A 15,267-nucleotide genomic window follows, 5' to 3' on the forward strand; every position below is an offset into this window, starting at 1 on the left:
ATCCGGAAAGGGCCCATGAGATAAAAAGGGCCCACCCGGCGACACACCGAGCGGACACACTTTTTGTCACTTAACCCGCAAGAACGCCGAGTTACTGACTGCGTTTATGTCAAAAATGGCCTGAAAAATGGCTTGAAAGTGTCATAAACTCGCACAGTTTCACATTTGCAGCCCGTCTTTCTGAAGTTGTCAGGTTTGCTGCTTAACCAAAAACGCCCGACCGCCTGCGCATCTACTGCACAGAACGATCGGGCGTGAAAAGGCTTTTGGTTATATAACCGCCTATTTACTTCTTACGAGCCTGACCCGGCTTCGGAGCTGGCTTGGACGGCTTGGAAGAGATCTTCTTAGCGTCCTCAGCGTTCTTCTTCTCGGTCTTGACCTCGTCGACCTTGATCTGAGCCTGCTTGGAAGCCTCAGCAGCCTTCTCCTCAGTAGTCTTCTTGGCTTCAGCAGCCTTGTCCTTGGCCTCGTCGGCCTTGTCAGCTGCCTTGCCCTTTACCTCTTCAGCCTTTTCCTTAGCCTCGGAAGCCTTCTCCTCAACGGTCTCCTTGACCTCGGAGGCCTTTTCTTCGACCTTGTGCTTAACTTCCTGGGCCTTCTGCTGGTACGGAGCCGGGTCGACCGGGAGCTTGTCGTCCTTGCGTAGCTTCCAGACGATGACGCCGACGATTGCTGCAACAACAGCGAAGACCAGGGAAGCGGTTGCAATGCGGCCGTTCTTGGCGCGCTGCTCTTCCTTACCGGTTACCTTGTCGATAGCCTTCTGGGTACGCACCTCGAGGTCCTTGCGAGCCTTCTTGGCCTTCTTTTCCGCCTTCTTAGCTTCGCAGCGAGCCTTGCAACGGGTCTTCTTGCCCTTGCGCTTCGCGTCCTTCTCGGCCTGCTTCGCGGCCTTCCTAGCCTGCTTCTTGGTCTCCTTGGACTTCTTCTCAACCTTGCCGGTCAGTTCTTCAGCCTGCTCAGCGAGCTGATCGCGAGCGTCGGAAACCTTTTCCTTAACGTCTTCTGCCCAATCGGATGCCGCGTCCTTTGCGGCCTCGTTCTGTGCAGCTGCCACCTTCTTAGCCTCCTGCATCGTGTCGTAGAGCTCTGCAGCCTTCTTGTCCCGGTAATCCGAGTAGCTGTCGTAAGCGGACTTCAGTCCCTTGACAGCCAGCGAGATTGCGTTGGGGTTCATGACTCTCCTTAATTAGTGCATCGCCAACAGGCATCGCCTTTAATTTTCAATCAATGATTAATACTGCTGCAGCGCCAGTGCCTCTGAGACCAAGATGCTTCTAAGTCCAAGAGCTAGGGCCCAGTTAGGTCTAGCACCAAAATATTTGCAGCAGGCTCACATTCCAGCTTAGGCACTATTTGGCCTCCATGGGGGTCAACGAAGAACTCTTTTCCTTATCTTGGGAAAACATTTTCGCTGGTTTCTGCCACGGAGAAACTCACCAGTAGGAGCAATTGGCCACCAAGGTCGGTATCCTAAGGAACGTGACTATTAAGACTGCTACTGCAACTGTGCACACCAACCATGGCGATATCGTGATTGACCTGTTCGGCAACCACGCGCCGAACACTGTCGACAACTTCATCGGCCTGGCAGAGGGCACGAAGGAGTACAAGGGTCAGAACGCCTCTGGCACCGAGTCCGGCCCGTTCTACGATGAGGCCATCTTCCACCGCATCATCGCCGGATTCATGATTCAGGGTGGTGACCCGTTGGGCACCGGCACCGGCGGCCCGGGCTACATGTTCGACGATGAGATCCACCCGGAGCTCCAGTTTGATCGTCCGTACCTGCTCGCTATGGCAAACGCCGGCAAGCGTGGCGGTCGTGGCACCAACGGTTCCCAGTTCTTCATCACCGTGGTTCCGACCCCGCACCTCAATGGCGCTCACACCATCTTCGGTGAGGTCGCTGATGACGCCTCGAAGAAGGTTGTCGACGAGATCGCTCGTGTGGCCACCGATCACTGGGATCGCCCGCTGGAGCCGGTCGTGATTACCTCCATCGACATCGAGAAGTAATCCACTAGCTTCTACGCTATTTAACCCGTCCGGTTGTTCCGGGCGGGTTTTTTCATGCCCATTTTCGCTTTACGACAGCCCGTAGCTTCAATGTTGTGTTTAGGGGTAGCGGGGGTAGTAGCAAATTGGGTTGATTCTCCACATGTCCACAGCCCTGTGGACAAAATGCTCCACTGTTCACCTAGGTGAACACGGGCCAAGAAGCACGTTACGGGCCCCAATTTTCACAAATTACAAGAATCCACAGTTGTCCACAGACTTGTGCACATGTGTGGATAATTCCATTCTTGTAATTTACGAACCAGCGTTCGAAAGTGGTCGAACTCCGCAGAATATTGGAGTTACGCACAACTTGACTTGCAACTATGTTACTTGTTCACAGAGTTATCCACAGGCTGTGGATACTGTGGACACAGGGGATAGAACCAAAGTTGTCATGCTTTACGGTTTCTGTCACGTAACCCGTGAGAAATTTGGGACGAAATCTCTCCACAGTTATCCACAAATTACATGATTGTTACACAGGTTTCTGTGGATAACTTTTTGCGAGATCAGTAGGAGGGAAAACCTCATTCTCCGAAAAACGTGTGGGAAACGGGTGTATTGGCGGGGGTGTATTGACCTGGGTTTTTAGGTATGAAAAAGGCGCATCCAAAAGTGGATGCGCCTGAGGAGTGCGGTGTATTAGAGCTGACTAACGCCAACCCATAGTCATCAGCAGACCAACAATGAAAAGACCAAAGCCGATGACGTAGTTCCATGCGTTCAAAGTCACCATGAACGGAATATGCGGACCCGCGATGTAGTTGACCAGCAGCCAGCCCAAACCAATCAGCATGAACCCGAACATCAGCACCTTGTACCACACCGGTGTCTGAGTGCTGTTGATCTTGACCGGGGTACGGCTGACGGAGGAGCCACCGGATTGTGGTGAATTAGTGCTTTCAATCTTTGCCTTAGGCATAGCGCTTTAAACTCCTTAGGTTGTGGTCAGCAGGTTGCGATCAGCGCGGTATCTACACTCCCGCGATATATGCATAATTGTAAACTTTGCATCCGAACTTACCAGTGAAGTTCGCAGGCAGTAGAATTCCCAGTTATGCAGATTCTCGTCGTCGATAACTATGACAGCTTCGTATTCAATCTGGTCCAGTACATAGGCCAGCTCGGCGAAACGGTGACTGTCTGGCGCAATGATGATGCGCGTCTCCGCGATGTTGACGACGTCGTAAAGCAATTTGATGCAATCCTACTGTCGCCCGGTCCCGGTGAGCCGTCCAATGCTGGATGGACAGAGGACATTATTCGCGCGGTGAGCAGGCAGGACGATCCGACACCGGTGTTGGGTGTGTGCTTGGGTCATCAGGCGATTGGTGAGGTCTTTGGTGCGCAGGTCGTACGTGCCGACGAGCTCTTGCACGGCAAGACCTCCCCGGTCACTCATGACGGCACGGGTGTGCTGGCCGATGTGCCCAGTCCTTTTATTGCCACGCGCTACCACTCGTTGACGGTGAATCCGAAGACACTGCCGGAGGAACTCATTGCCACGGCATTCACCGATTCGGGAATGCTGATGGCGATGCGCCACCGCGACCTGCCGATTCACGGCGTGCAGTACCACCCGGAGTCGGTGCTCACCCAGTACGGGCACCGCATGCTGGTCAACTGGCTGCGCCTGGCCGGTGGCGAGTACTCCGAGGAACTCCTGGCGGAGTTGGAGGAACAGCAGGCCGTGTACCAGCGCGCCTTCTCAGATGTGCTGGCACACTAGCCGTTAGTTAGGCAGCAAATCCGGCAGCCTTAGGGGAGGTTCCGGCGCAGGCTCGTCCTCAGAACCCTCCGGAGCAACCCCAAGCCGGTAGACACGCAGGGTGACCTCGCCGTCCTTGTTCAGCTTAGACCCGGCCGACGGATTGGCCTTCTCCACGTGGTCGACCTTGGACAGATCCAGCGTGGTGACTTCCTCGGTGCGGATAGTTCCCTCGAATCCGGCATCGGCGAGTGCCTTCTCCGCATCACTGAGGGTCTGTCCTTCAACCCGTGGCATCTTAATTTGGTTACCACGCGAAACGTGCAGCTCAACCGTCGTACCGACAGTGAGCTCCGAGCCCTTCTGCGGAACCTCAATGACGGTTCCCTGCTTCTCAGCGGAGTCCACCTCTACCACTTCGACAACGAAACCAGCGGATTCGAGGGTCGTGCGGGCGGAATCCAAAGTCTGACCAGTGACATCCGGAACAGTCTTGGTCTCGATACCGGAGGAGACAGTCAAGGTTACGCGGGTTCCCTTCGATACCTGAGAACCGGCAGCTGGAGACTGCTCGATAACATTGCCGCGCGGAACGTCCTCATTCGGTTCCTCTTGTAGCTTTGGATTGACGACAAGCCCCGCCTCCTCGAGCAGGCGGCGAGCTTCCTCGGCCTGTTTGTCGCGCACATCCGGCACATTGGTCAACTCCGGGCCCGAAGATACGCGCAGCTTGATGCGAGATCCCTGCGGCAACCCCGATCCGACACCCGGTTCGGTGGCGATCACCGTGTCTCGGGGGACATCTGGGTTCGGCTCATCGACGCGGTTGACTACAAAACCAGCCTCCTCGAGAACCTGCGTTGCCTCATTGACATTTAGACCCTCGACCTGCGGAATGGCAACGGTCTCGACCTCGGTGGACGAGTTGAAGAGCTGGTAGGCGCCGTAGCCGACACCGCCGAGAGCGACCAGTGCAGCAGCCACTAGCGCGACAGTTTTTCCTGCGCCGCCCTTCTTTTTCTCAGGCTCGTCAGTGTTAGCGATCTGAGCAGGGGCTTCCGGCTGGGCAGCTGCTTTCTCCGGTTCCGGCGTCGGTGCAGGAGCAGGGACAGGGGCCGGAGTTGCCTGCTGTGCAGGGGTCACCCGAGTCTCAGCATCCGACGGAGCTGCCGGAAGGAATTCGGTGGTCTTCGCGTCGTCGTCATGCGCGCCGTGGTGCGCCAGCGCCAACGGATCCTCGCCGCGTGCAAGACGACGCAAATCCTGGGCGAAGTCCTCTGCGGTGTCGTAGCGCTCCATCGGATCCTTGGCCATCGCGGTCAACAGCACCGCGTCGAGGCCCTGAGCCGTGTTCGGGTCGGTGTTGAGCTTCCCCGAAGGGCGCGGCGGCTGATCCTGAACATGCTGGTAAGCGACAGAAAGAGGGGTTTCACCGGTGAATGGCGGGGCGCCCGTGACGGCCTCGAAAAGTACGCAACCGACAGCGTAAATATCAGAACGTGCATCGGCGGTCTTACCGCGCGCCTGCTCCGGCGAAAGGTACTGCGCGGTACCCAGCACGGCCGCAGTCTGCGTCATCGTGGTGGAATCACCGAGCGCGCGAGCGATGCCGAAGTCCATCACCTTCACCTTGCCGGTGTTGGTCAGCATGATGTTCGCCGGCTTGATGTCACGGTGAATGATGCCGGCATGGTGGGATGCCGTCAGTGCGTCACACACCGATGCCATTATCGACGCGGCTTTCTTCGGGTCGAGCCGCCCCTCACGACGAACAACGTCACGCAGCGTCTCACCCTGAATCAGCTCCATGACAATGAAAGGCACGCGCCCCATCGGGCTATCCGTCTCGCCGGTGTCATACACCGACACGATAGACGGGTGATTCAGTAGTGCTGAGTTTTTCGCTTCACGACGGAACCTTGCGAGGAAGTTCTCATCCCTGGCAAGGTCGGCCCTCATCATCTTGACCGCGACAGAGCGACCGAGAACAGTATCTTCAGCGCGGTAGACATCGGACATGCCGCCAACGCCAATGAGCTCGCCGAGCCGATAACGGCCGGAGAGGAGATCGTCATTGCCAGACATTGTTCGTCAGTCCCTTCGGAAGGATTTCCACCAAAACATCTTGTACCTGAATATTACTGTGCATCTGGAGTCCCCAAGGTATTACCGGAGTCATTTCCCAGGGGCAATTGAATACCGGGCAGAACGCCGCCACTGGAGTCGTTGCCATTGTCGTTGCCCGAATCCTGGGTCGGTTCGGACGTATCCGGAGCGGTCTCGCTGGTGTCCTGCTCAGTGGAGCTGTCAGAGGCACCGTCATTGTTGCCGCCGTAGTTTTCCCCAGAGTTGCCGCCGTCGTTATTTCCCCAGTTACCGGAATTGTCGCCCGACCAACCGTAACCAGAACCGTCGTTGGGGTCGGTGTTTTCCTCTGTGGTTTGCTGCTGTGACTGGTTCGGAATGTACTGCTCCAAGTTCGGAATGGTTGGTAGTGAACCGGTAGTCGACAGCGAATAGACGACTGCGATAGCACCGGCCAGCAACACTAGCAGCACCAACAGCACAATGCTGCCGCAGCCACAACCGCAGCCACTGCGCTTCTTTGCCGGCTTACGCTGTCGGGCGGGTTGCTGCGGTGGTCGCTGCGGTTGCTGCGGTGGCTGCGACACCGGCATGGGCGGTCGCGTCATGGCACCGAGTTCGGTGGTCGCCGGGTTGGCAGCGTTGGACTGGCGGTGCACCGTTGGGGTCACACCACGCGGCTGCGGTGGGCGGTGCCCCGCGCGCACTCGCAAAACAGCCTGTGCCAGCTCACGGCCATCGGCATAGCGACGCTGCGGATCCTTGCGCAGCATAATGCCAATAAGTTCGCGGATATGCGGATTGACCGTCGGCGCCAACGCAGGTGGTGCCTCGTTGATGTGTGCCACGGCAACCGCAACGGTGGAGTCGCCCTGGAAGGGCCGGGCGCCGGCCACCATTTCGTAGGCGACACAGCCAAGCGAGTAGATGTCTGTCGCCGGACTCACCTGTTTGCCCTGCGCCTGCTCCGGTGAGACATACTGCGCGGTGCCGACGACCATGCCGGTACGCGTCAGAGGCACCGCTTCAGCGGCTTTGGCAATGCCAAAGTCGGTAATCTTCACGGTGCCCTCCGGCGTCACCAGGAGGTTGCCTGGCTTAATGTCGCGGTGGACAAGGTTCGCAGCGTGAATTGCCGACAGGCCGTGTGCAGTCTGCTCCAGCACGTCGAGCATCAGGTGCTCTGGCAGGGTGCGACGTCGCTGCAGCACCTGCGACAGAGATTCGCCACGGATGTACTCCATGACGATGTAACACGCGCCGTGGCTGCCGATGTCGCCTTCCTCGTAGGTGACAATCTTCACCACGTTTGGGCTGTTGACGCTGCGCGCAGCGGCGGCTTCGTTCTGGAAACGCTGCCGGAACTCGTAGTTGTCCGAGTACTCCTGGTTCAGAAGTTTGATTGCAACCAGTTCGCCGCTGGTGGCGTCGTCGGCAAGCCAGACGGTGGACATGCCGCCACGGCCGAGCAGACGGCGAACGTGATATCGGTCGCCAACGATGTCTTGAACTTGGTGGGCATCCATGCTTATCGACCCGCCTGTTCGACCGCGTCAATGAGTGCACGGCCAATCGGGGCAGCAACGGAGGCGCCGGTAGCGCCCTGGCCTTGGCCGCCACCGTTTTCCACGACGACAGCCACGGCGACATCGGAGTCCGGCGCGAAGGCGATGTACCAGACGTGCGGTGCGTACTCGCCGCGGACGGCACCGTGTTCGGCGGTACCGGTCTTGGAGGCAATACGCGAACCGTTACCGCCCGAGTGCGACTCGGAGCCGCGCATCAGCTCAGTTACGGTCTCCGCGACCTCCGGCGAAATCGCCTCGCCGGCTTCAATCGGCTTAAAGGACTTGATTTCGGAGAGGTCGGCACCGCGCACCGATTTGATGATCTGGGGTTCCATGCGCACGCCGCCGTTGGCAATCGTGGCGGCGATGATGGCGTTGTCTAGCGGCGTGAAAGACACGTCGCGCTGACCAATGGAGGTCTGACCCAGCGAGGACTGATCCGGAATATCACCGACAGCGGAGGGCTGAATCGGCAGGCCCGCGTCGTCGTGGGTCTCACCGATGCCGAATCGCTTAGCGACGTCCTTGAGCGCATCGGCCCCGTACTGCATACCGAGCTCAGCGAATGCCGTATTACAGGACTGCGCGAAAGCCTGGCGGAGAGTTGTAGTAGCCCCACCACAGGTCGAGCCACCGTAGTTCTCCAACGTAGTGGTGGTATCCGGCAGCGTAATCTGCGGTGCGCCAGTGACCGAGGTGTCCGGGGAAGCGCCTTGCTCCAGTGCCGTGACCGTGGTCAACACCTTGAAAGTGGAACCCGGCGGCAGCGGACGCTGAGTGGCGTGGTTGAGCAGCGGTGCGCCCTCATTGTTATTGACGGACTGCCAGGTACTCTCGTCGCCGGCAGCGATGTCATTCGGGTTGAACGACGGTGTGGAGGCCATCGCGAGAATTTCACCCGTCGATGGGCGAATGGCGACGGCGGAGCCGACGTAGCCGCGTTCAGCGAGTTGTTGGTACGCAGTCCGCTGAGCGTTCGGCAACAGCGTCAGCTCCGTGGAGGCCCCAGAGGGTTCCTTGCCCGTGACCATGTCGAGGGCGCGGGAGGTAAACAGCGAAGGGTCGCTGCCGTTCAAGATCTCGTTCTGAGAGCGTTCGATACCGGCGGAGCCGTAGATGTCCGACAGGTATCCGACCACCGCGGCATATGCCTCCGGGTCGGTGTCGTAGCTGCGGTCATAGAAGCCGCTCTCGCCCTTGACCGAGTGGGCCAGAATGTCGCCGTCAGTGGTGATTTGGCCGCGAGGTTTGGACTTTTCCTCCAGGAACTGGCGGCTATTCAGCGGATTGTGGGCGTACTTATCCTGCTGGAAACCCTGGATGTAGGTCAGGTTCGCCAGTAGAAGAACGAAGAGTCCGAGAACGACAACAAAGATTTGGCGAATGGTCTTATTCATCTACTGGTTCACCTCCTGAGATGCGGTGGCATTGTCGTTGAGGCCCGAAGGGTTGCTTGGAATACCCCAGGGGCGGTTGGCCTCGTCAGAGACGCGCAGCACGATGGCCAACATGATGTAGCTGGCCAGCAGTGAGGAACCACCGGCTGACATGAACGGAGTAGTCAGACCGGTCAGCGGCATCAGCTTGGAAACACCGGCTGCAACCACGAACAGCTGAATGGCCATCGAGAATGCGACACCGGCCGCCAGCAGCTTGCCAAAGGAATCACGTACCGCCAAGCTCGCCGAAATACCGCGGGAAATCAGAATCGCGAACAGCAGGATGATGGCACTCAGACCGGTAAAACCTAGCTCTTCACCAAAGGCCGAGAGGATGAAGTCAGAGTGTGCCACCGGAATGTTCTGTGGGTAGCCCTGGCCCAGACCGGTGCCACCGATGCCACCCCAGCTCATGCCGAACAGACCCTGGGAGAGCTGATAGCCGCCCTCGTCGTAGGAGCCCAACGGATCCAGGAAATGCGTGACTCGCGCCTGAATCTTGTCCGAAACCATGTAGACACCGACAACGCCGACGGTCACCAGCACCATGCCGATGATCAGCCAGGAACCACGACCGGTGGCAGCGTAGAGCATTGCCAGCACAGTGCCGAAGAGCACCAGCGCCGGGCCAAAGTCATTCTGCAGAGCCATGATGACGGTAGCGATGCCCCAGATCAGCAGAATCGGACCCAGGTCGCGAACACGCGGGAAATCAATGCCCAGGAAACGCTTGCCCGCCACATTGAACAGCGAGCGCTTATTCACCAGCAGCTGAGCAAAGAAGATCAGCAGCATGACCTTGGCAAACTCACCCGGCTGCATGGAAAACGGGCCGATGGAAATCCAGATGCGGGCATCAGCATTAATCGACGACGGCCACACCAGCGGTAGCGCCAACAGAATCAAGCCGCCGAGACCCAGCAGATACGAGTACTGCGACAGCGAGTGATGGTTGCGCAGCAGGACAATCACGCCGATAAACAGTGCGACACTAAGTACGGTCCACATGATCTGGTTGCGCACCAACGAGGTGTCATTGGCCAGGTCGAGGCGGTGAATCATCACCAGCCCCAAGGCATTGAGCGTGGCTGCAACCGGCAGCATCACCTGATCGGCGTTGGGCGCCACAAAGGTCAGCGCGATATGCGCCACTGCAAAAATCACAAAGAATCCGCCAATGATGTAAAAGACATCTCCGGTCAGAGAGTTGCCCTGAGCCAGTTCCAGCGAAATTAGTGCCAAAAGCAACAATCCTGCCGACAGCAGCAGCAGGAGCATTTCCTTCATCCGAAGCTGTCGCTTCGTGGTAGTTTCACTCATTTTCGCACCTGCCTACAGTTGACTCCTGGCTTCGAGCCCAGCTTTTCATCCTTCTTGTCATCGTCGGAAACGGACAGACATACCGGCAGTGCCGACTCCGCCAAACGTCCAATCTGGTCGCTGACACCGTCGTAGGAATCAGCCGGCAGACCTTCCAGCGAATTGCGTGCCGCCGGTGAGAGATCTTCCGGCGTCATGATGTGGCAGTCGACCTTCTCCTTCGGCGTCCCAGCCGGAGGTAGTTGAACTTTATTGTCATCGGTCAAACAGATGAACTGATGTGGCTCTTGCAGATCGAAGCCCAGCAAACTACCGGGCACGCCGTGCATCAGCTGCACCTGCCCGTCGACCACCGCGAGATGGTACATCGACTCCTTCTTCTGCCAGCCCCAAATACCAAGGCCGACCAACCCGGCCACCAGCACCAGCACCACAGAAATAACTAGCCACTTGCCCTTGGAAGCTTTCTTCTCCGGCGCCGAAGTCACTGCAATTTCCTGCGACTTCCGCGGGCGGAGTGCCGCCGCGCGTCCCGCTGACGTATTGGGGCGGGGGAGTTCCTCCTCCGCACTCTGTAGGGCACCGGCCAGGGCGGGCTCGTAAGGCGTGCGTGCCGACGAATCGACAACATCGGCAACCACCACGGTGATGTTATCCGGACCACCGGACTTCAACGCGTAGTCAATGAGCTTGGTAGCGGCCTCGTCCGGAGTGCCCTCCGAGAGCACATCCTTGATGGTGTCCGCGGACACTGGATCGGATAGACCATCCGAGCACAGCAGGTAGCGATCGCCCTCGTGAACATCGCGATAAGACAAAGTAGGCTCCACCGGGCGACCGGTGAGAGCCTTCAAAATCAGTGAGCGCTGAGGGTGAATTGCCGCTTCTTCTTCGGTGAGATTGCCCTCATCCACCAGGGACTGCACATAGGTGTCATCCCGGGTAATGCGGATGAGCTCTCCGTCGCGCAGCAGATAGCCACGCGAGTCACCGACATGGCACATGCCCAGGCGGGTGCCGTCGAAAAGCAGAGCAGTCAGCGTAGTGCCCATGCCTTGCGTAGAGGGGTTCTGCTCAATTTCATCCGCAATGGAGTTATTGCCCTCCATGCAGGCGCTGCGCAGGGACTCGAGCAAATCGGGGCCGGGCTGATCATTGTCCAGCCGAGAGACGGCCGCAATCATCAGCTGAGATGCGATTTCTCCGGCGGCGTGGCCACCCATGCCGTCGGCAAGCGCGAGCAGACGCGAACCCGCATAGGCGGAGTCCTCGTTGTTCTGTCGGATGAGGCCGCGGTCAGAGCGGGCCGTGTAATTCAGAGCAAGACTCATGGTTGCAACCTCAAAGTTGTACGGCCAATACGAAATTCCATACCCGAAGCCAGGCGTTCCGGCTGTTCCACGCGCTGGCCATTGAGGAATGTGCCATTGCGGGAGTCCAGGTCTTCCAGGTACCAGATGCCGTCGCGGTTGATGACGCGAGCGTGCTGGCCCGAGGCGAAGTCATCGTTGAGGACGAAGGCATTCGACTCTGAACGGCCAATAGTGATGTCGCGTTGGTTGTTTAGGTTCATGCGCGAACCCGCCAGCGGCCCGGAGGTGACAAGGAGCTGATGTGGAGTCTGCGAGCGCTGGAAACGCTTGGCCGGAGCACTGCTGGCCTGCCGAAGTGGGCGCAGCGGAGCCGAGCCTGTTGTTTCTGTACGCAGGGTGCGAAGCGTCATCCAAATGAAAAACCACAGGACGACCAGCACGCCGATGCGCGAAAGCAGAAAAACGATAGCTTCCACGTCCGAGGAACCTCCTTATGTAGAGCTGGTGGGTCCGCAAACCGAACACACGGACGTAATTATTCCAGGAATGTGTCGGCAAACCTAGGGCAGTGGCATGTGAACCTGGTGAACCTCACTACTTAGCGGATCTGAATCAGCGAATCTGAACTTCGAGAACAGAATGTCCCAACGAGATTTCGTCGCCGTCGGCCAGCAGCCAGTTCTCAATGGGTTCGCCATTGACAATGGTGCCGTTGGTCGAATGCAAATCGACGAGCACAGCGTCCTGGCCGTCCCACGTGATCTCGGCATGCTGGCGGGAAACACCAGTATCCGGGAGACGGAAGTCGGAAGCGGTGCCGCGGCCGATGATGTTCGAACCATGGCGCACCTCAAATACGCGCGAGGAGCCGTCCTGCAACAGCAGGGTGACGGTCTTTTCCTGGGACTGGTCTTCGCCCACGGTCGCGCTGCTCAGCTCAGTTGCAGCCTCTGGGTCGACCGCGGGGATGGGGCGGGAAGCGGTGGGGAACTGCTCAGCTTCAGGCTGCGGGTGGTAGGCGGCAGAGGTCTCTGCAGCTTGGGGTTCATCATCGCTTTGCGACGGGGCTGCGTCAGTGTTGGCATCATCGGCACTGTCCTCGAATGGGGCGAACTCCGAGGTGCCCACGGTGTCCTCGGTGAAAGTGCTGGCCGTCTTCAACTGGCCGGTGTGGAGAGACTCCACTGCCTGCAGGTGGACGCTAATGGAACCGGTGAAGCCCCAGCCGTTGTTACGGCAGTAGCGTGTCATGCGGTCAGCCAACTGATTCGGCAGGTTGGGCTCGGACGCAGAAAGGTTCTTGTAGTCGGCAGCGCTGATGCCAATGCGGAAATCATTGGGTGCCAAGTACTGACCGTTGGCGTCCTGCATCAGGAAGTCTTCAATTTCCTGCTTCAGGCATTCTTCTAACTCATTCGGGACAACCTTGCCGCCGAACACGCGCGCAAAGCTGTTATCGAGCCCGCGCTGAAGCGAGCTATCGAGCTTGCGGATGCGTCCTAGGAAATCCATCTGACTAAAGAAATTCGCCTTCTCCCGCCAACCCGCGGCGGGTTACGTGAAAAAAATGTGCACAAAAATTATCGATACTTAAGCAACAGTATAGAGCCCTACACCTTCAGTTAAGGGCTAGGAACTACTGAGGTTTATCAAATAGTGACGACGGTTGTGGAGGAAGTTGCTATTGCTAAGTGCTGAAAAGTGATGGAAAACGTGCGCTGGCCTGGGGATTTGGTGGTGTATTAGCGCGGGGTGTTATAGTTCTATTCGTTCCCACGGGCGAGTGGCGGAATGGCAGACGCGCTGGCTTCAGGTGCCAGTGTCCTTTACGGACGTGGGGGTTCAAGTCCCCCTTCGCCCACAGCGAAGATCCTCGGAAGTGTAAAAGCTTCCGAGGATTTTTTGTTTGTGGGGTTGGGGTTTGGGGTGGGGCTTGGGTTGAAGCAGAGGCAGATGCTGAGCTGAGGTTGTTGGCTTGTCCTTTACCCCCCCCTTTAACCCTGTCCGGCACTTATGGCCAGGTTTCGGGGACTTATCGATGTATTCTCGACTTATCGATGCTTTTTCGGCACTTATGCGCACGCTGTGGGCCAGGCTCTTTCACTTGTCGATGCGCTATTCACTTGTGGACACGCTGTAGCGCATCGATAGGTGAATAGCGTGGCCATAAGTCGTCGGATGCGTGGGCCAGCGAGCATTGCAGCCAGCTCGCGAGAAGAAATGTAGAAATCTCAAAACTCATTTTGTATTGAAAGTAGAAGAAAACTTGAATAGTTTTGAGATGAGCATGAGGGCGGTCGGCCCCCATCTGCGACATTGGTATAGCGGTGTTCAGTCATGAATTTGGCTCACGGCCATATTTTAACGATTGTTTGGTACCTGTTTATATCGTGAAAAATCAACTCAAGAATGTGTAAGAAATATTAAGAGAGAGCTTGCATGGTGAGGAATCTTCTTCCGAGGAAAGCCTGTCAATTCATAGTCGGAATGTAGGCATGAAAATTATATTTAGAGCAATTCTGGTTACCGCAATTATTCTTGAAGCAGTTCTTTTCCTTCTTATGAATGTGGTATCTGGTTTGCCGGGTTGGGTATTCCTGTTACCACTTGCCGTGGTGGTTGCGGCTTTTCTCTTACTGTTTGGAGGTATGTGGCAAGACTATCTCAGAAATGGCAGGTCATGGGCTGCTTCGCTGTCCGAGACGTCAAAGAAATTTGGCGTACCTCGAAAAATACTAGCGTTACTCGTTTCGGAAGTTGGTTCGCTGCTAGCTGCTTTCACCTTTTTTAAGCCTCAGAGAAATGTCGACAGTGAAGTCAGATCCTTCACTGTACATAGAAACCTTCGAACTGTTGTTTTTATGATACTGGCGCTGAGCGTTGCAGAAATAAGCATAGTGCATTTTGCTATTTCTAATGCATTTTGGCGATATTTATTTCTGGTAATTAGTGTTTATGCCGTAGTTCTTTTATCTGGATTTTACGTAACTGTTCGGGACCATCCCCATCTAATAACACCGCAAGGACTCGTACTGCGAAATGGGCGAAGGCTTATTTGTGAAATTCCGTGGTCACACTTACGTCATGCGAGCTCCGTAACGGCAGGTGAAGGAGGGGACGTAGCAATTGACGAGCACGGCAATCTCAGGGTGCCTGTTTTGAGTGAAGTGAACGTCAGGTTAGAAGTCGATTCGCAGGTCGTGGCAGAAGATCTTTACAAGGGACCAATGATGGTTTCCTCGATTGAGATTTACTGCGACGACAAAGACACATTCCTGCGCGATCTCGCTGAGAAAAGGAATGCTCATTAAGTGCTTGGTAGCTTCCAGGGCTGGTAATCGACCCCGACCTATCGCCAAAACTTGGTCATCCCGCGCTTGTCCTCGATGTTGAACTCAATCATCTTGGCCAGCAGGTCCAGCGGCATGGACTCGGCTTTGCCATCTTTTGGCCAGGGGAAACGGACCATCATTTTGCCATAGGAGAGGCCGCGGTCATCGAACTCGTCGGAGAACTTCACAATGCCGTCGCGCTCTGGGGCGATGGACATGTGTTTCTTGGCGTAGGAAAAACCGATGATAAAAGTGCCATCGAGCGTGAACATCGGCTGATTCCAGGCAATGCGAACGCCGAGTTCCGGGTACTTTTCATGAACCCATTCCAACACCTCGAGAGCGACAGCGCGCTGCGTGTCATCATCTACCCGCGAGAGGTGATTGGCGAAGAACTCGGCGATGGTTTCATCGGTCATATGCTGAACAGCCATAGCC

At 56.9% G+C, this 15,267-nt stretch carries 13 protein-coding genes and 1 tRNA gene; 4 read left to right on the forward strand and 10 right to left on the reverse strand.

The window, feature by feature from the left end:
* Nucleotides 1-286: 286 nt before the first annotated feature.
* A complete protein-coding gene (locus QP982_RS07505) occupies nucleotides 287-1,180 on the reverse strand; it encodes a hypothetical protein (protein ID WP_070851560.1) in 894 nt (297 codons plus the stop codon).
* Between the two features lie 305 nt (nucleotides 1,181-1,485).
* Here QP982_RS07505 and QP982_RS07510 point away from each other — a divergent pair, with 305 nt between their 5' ends.
* Nucleotides 1,486-2,022 carry a peptidylprolyl isomerase gene (locus QP982_RS07510; protein ID WP_369707163.1) on the forward strand — a complete coding sequence of 179 codons (537 nt, stop codon included), beginning with the start codon at nucleotides 1,486-1,488 and terminating at the stop codon, nucleotides 2,020-2,022.
* A 694-nt stretch (nucleotides 2,023-2,716) separates the two neighbouring features.
* Here the strand turns inward: QP982_RS07510 and crgA are convergent.
* Entirely contained in the window at nucleotides 2,717-2,986 is a 270-nt protein-coding gene (crgA, locus tag QP982_RS07515; RefSeq protein WP_005511903.1) for a cell division protein CrgA, read from the reverse strand.
* Between the two features lie 135 nt (nucleotides 2,987-3,121).
* Between crgA and QP982_RS07520 the strand changes: the two genes are divergently transcribed.
* Entirely contained in the window at nucleotides 3,122-3,793 is a 672-nt protein-coding gene (locus tag QP982_RS07520) for an aminodeoxychorismate/anthranilate synthase component II (RefSeq protein ID WP_284870368.1), read from the forward strand.
* A gap of 3 nt (nucleotides 3,794-3,796) precedes the next feature.
* On the opposite strand, the gene pknB is transcribed toward QP982_RS07520, so the two are convergent.
* The 7 genes from pknB to QP982_RS07555 all read right to left on the reverse strand — a co-directional run bounded on the left by pknB (nucleotide 3,797) and on the right by QP982_RS07555 (nucleotide 13,009).
* Nucleotides 3,797-5,857 carry a Stk1 family PASTA domain-containing Ser/Thr kinase gene (pknB, locus tag QP982_RS07525; RefSeq protein WP_284870369.1) on the reverse strand — a complete coding sequence of 687 codons (2,061 nt, stop codon included), beginning with the start codon at nucleotides 5,855-5,857 and terminating at the stop codon, nucleotides 3,797-3,799.
* 53 nt (nucleotides 5,858-5,910) lie between these two features.
* Nucleotides 5,911-7,383 (reverse strand): serine/threonine-protein kinase, encoded by a 1,473-nt coding sequence (locus QP982_RS07530; RefSeq protein ID WP_070439227.1) that lies wholly within the window; start codon nucleotides 7,381-7,383, stop codon nucleotides 5,911-5,913.
* 2 nt (nucleotides 7,384-7,385) lie between these two features.
* Nucleotides 7,386-8,822 (reverse strand): penicillin-binding transpeptidase domain-containing protein, encoded by a 1,437-nt coding sequence (locus tag QP982_RS07535; protein ID WP_070439230.1) that lies wholly within the window; start codon nucleotides 8,820-8,822, stop codon nucleotides 7,386-7,388.
* Nucleotides 8,823-10,184, reverse strand: coding sequence for an FtsW/RodA/SpoVE family cell cycle protein (locus QP982_RS07540; protein ID WP_070595876.1), 1,362 nt, complete (start codon nucleotides 10,182-10,184; stop codon nucleotides 8,823-8,825).
* Complete coding sequence (locus QP982_RS07545) at nucleotides 10,181-11,515, reverse strand: PP2C family protein-serine/threonine phosphatase (RefSeq protein WP_016421757.1); 1,335 nt, start codon at nucleotides 11,513-11,515, stop codon at nucleotides 10,181-10,183. The genes QP982_RS07540 and QP982_RS07545 overlap by 4 nt, the downstream gene beginning before the upstream one ends.
* Nucleotides 11,512-11,973, reverse strand: a complete 462-nt coding sequence (locus QP982_RS07550; protein ID WP_016421758.1) for an FHA domain-containing protein FhaB/FipA — start codon at nucleotides 11,971-11,973, stop codon at nucleotides 11,512-11,514. Before QP982_RS07550 ends, QP982_RS07545 begins: the two co-directional genes overlap by 4 nt.
* A gap of 136 nt (nucleotides 11,974-12,109) precedes the next feature.
* Nucleotides 12,110-13,009 carry an FHA domain-containing protein gene (locus QP982_RS07555; RefSeq protein WP_070439233.1) on the reverse strand — a complete coding sequence of 300 codons (900 nt, stop codon included), beginning with the start codon at nucleotides 13,007-13,009 and terminating at the stop codon, nucleotides 12,110-12,112.
* Nucleotides 13,010-13,274: 265 nt separating this feature from the next.
* On the opposite strand from QP982_RS07555, the gene QP982_RS07560 reads away from it, so the two are divergent.
* Nucleotides 13,275-13,358 (forward strand) — tRNA-Leu (locus QP982_RS07560).
* Nucleotides 13,359-13,992: 634 nt separating this feature from the next.
* Entirely contained in the window at nucleotides 13,993-14,808 is an 816-nt protein-coding gene (locus QP982_RS07565; RefSeq protein ID WP_049193411.1) for a hypothetical protein, read from the forward strand.
* 38 nt (nucleotides 14,809-14,846) lie between these two features.
* Here QP982_RS07565 and QP982_RS07570 read toward each other — a convergent pair whose 3' ends face one another.
* Complete coding sequence (locus QP982_RS07570; protein WP_070652678.1) at nucleotides 14,847-15,263, reverse strand: iron chaperone; 417 nt, start codon at nucleotides 15,261-15,263, stop codon at nucleotides 14,847-14,849.
* Nucleotides 15,264-15,267 lie beyond the last annotated feature (4 nt).

Origin of the sequence: Corynebacterium sp. MSK019, assembly GCF_030232425.1 — a bacterium.
Lineage (GTDB): Bacteria > Actinomycetota > Actinomycetes > Mycobacteriales > Mycobacteriaceae > Corynebacterium > Corynebacterium jeikeium_D.

Coding starts and splice junctions, on each gene's coding strand:
- QP982_RS07565 (WP_049193411.1), top strand. CDS start 13,993: ATGAAAATTATATTTAGAGCAATTCTGGTTACCGCAATTATTCTTGAA.
- pknB (WP_284870369.1), bottom strand. CDS start 5,857: ATGTCTGGCAATGACGATCTCCTCTCCGGCCGTTATCGGCTCGGCGAG.
- QP982_RS07535 (WP_070439230.1), bottom strand. CDS start 8,822: ATGAATAAGACCATTCGCCAAATCTTTGTTGTCGTTCTCGGACTCTTC.
- QP982_RS07520 (WP_284870368.1), top strand. CDS start 3,122: ATGCAGATTCTCGTCGTCGATAACTATGACAGCTTCGTATTCAATCTG.
- QP982_RS07530 (WP_070439227.1), bottom strand. CDS start 7,383: ATGGATGCCCACCAAGTTCAAGACATCGTTGGCGACCGATATCACGTT.
- crgA (WP_005511903.1), bottom strand. CDS start 2,986: ATGCCTAAGGCAAAGATTGAAAGCACTAATTCACCACAATCCGGTGGC.
- QP982_RS07545 (WP_016421757.1), bottom strand. CDS start 11,515: ATGAGTCTTGCTCTGAATTACACGGCCCGCTCTGACCGCGGCCTCATC.
- QP982_RS07570 (WP_070652678.1), bottom strand. CDS start 15,263: ATGGCTGTTCAGCATATGACCGATGAAACCATCGCCGAGTTCTTCGCC.
- QP982_RS07505 (WP_070851560.1), bottom strand. CDS start 1,180: ATGAACCCCAACGCAATCTCGCTGGCTGTCAAGGGACTGAAGTCCGCT.
- QP982_RS07540 (WP_070595876.1), bottom strand. CDS start 10,184: ATGAGTGAAACTACCACGAAGCGACAGCTTCGGATGAAGGAAATGCTC.
- QP982_RS07555 (WP_070439233.1), bottom strand. CDS start 13,009: ATGGATTTCCTAGGACGCATCCGCAAGCTCGATAGCTCGCTTCAGCGC.